Annotated in this window: 1 protein-coding gene; it reads right to left on the bottom strand. The window is 47.1% G+C overall.

Annotated elements, in window-relative coordinates:
- The coding region (locus tag ACLUWI_RS10225) for an IS66 family transposase (RefSeq protein WP_412147235.1) at positions 1 to 658 on the bottom strand (658 nt) is incomplete at both ends.

Here is a 658-nt window from a genome sequence, read left to right as displayed (position 1 = left end):
ATATGTCACTGATGACTTTTCCTGAACGAGTCGGCGCATAGTGAAAGTAGGCTATCTGATATTTTGCGAACTCCTTCGGTGTTCGCAAGGCCCAGAAATAGGACTTGCTCTTCCCGCTGTCGAGCACTTGAAAAGGAGTCTCATCCATATGAACAACTTTCTCTTGTCGCAATTGGCTGACAAGAAGGTCGCTCAATGGTTTTAAAAACCGCTTGGCACCTTTAATCACCGCATTTGCCATCTGCTTGGAATCCAATTCCAAGTGAGCTGCTTGCCACATGCGTTCCTGACGATTAAACGGCACAGCTAAATCAAATTTGTTAGCTGCGATTGCTGCCAGGATGCTGCTTGAAATATAGCTGTGATTAAACAGCGGACTCGGCGTCTTGGCGGTAACCAGCTTATCGCCACCGTTTGGATGACAATGCTGACACTTGTACGTCTTCGCATAAACGTTCCTACAAACGGTATGTGCTGGAACGTGTACCGCTTCTCGACTTGCCAATCGGCGACCAATCTGCTTCATTTCTTGATGACAGTCAGGACAAGTTTTATCATCCAGGTCGTATTCACAGTTCTCCTGTGGCAGACGATCCAGATTTTCTTTCCGGCTGTTGCTTTGCTTTGGTTTAGGGTGACGACTGGGTTCTCGCTTTTC

The sequence above is a fragment of the Limosilactobacillus mucosae genome, assembly GCF_046939755.1.
Classification (GTDB): domain Bacteria; phylum Bacillota; class Bacilli; order Lactobacillales; family Lactobacillaceae; genus Limosilactobacillus; species Limosilactobacillus mucosae_A.
This window is presented reverse-complemented; position numbering and strand designations above follow the sequence as displayed.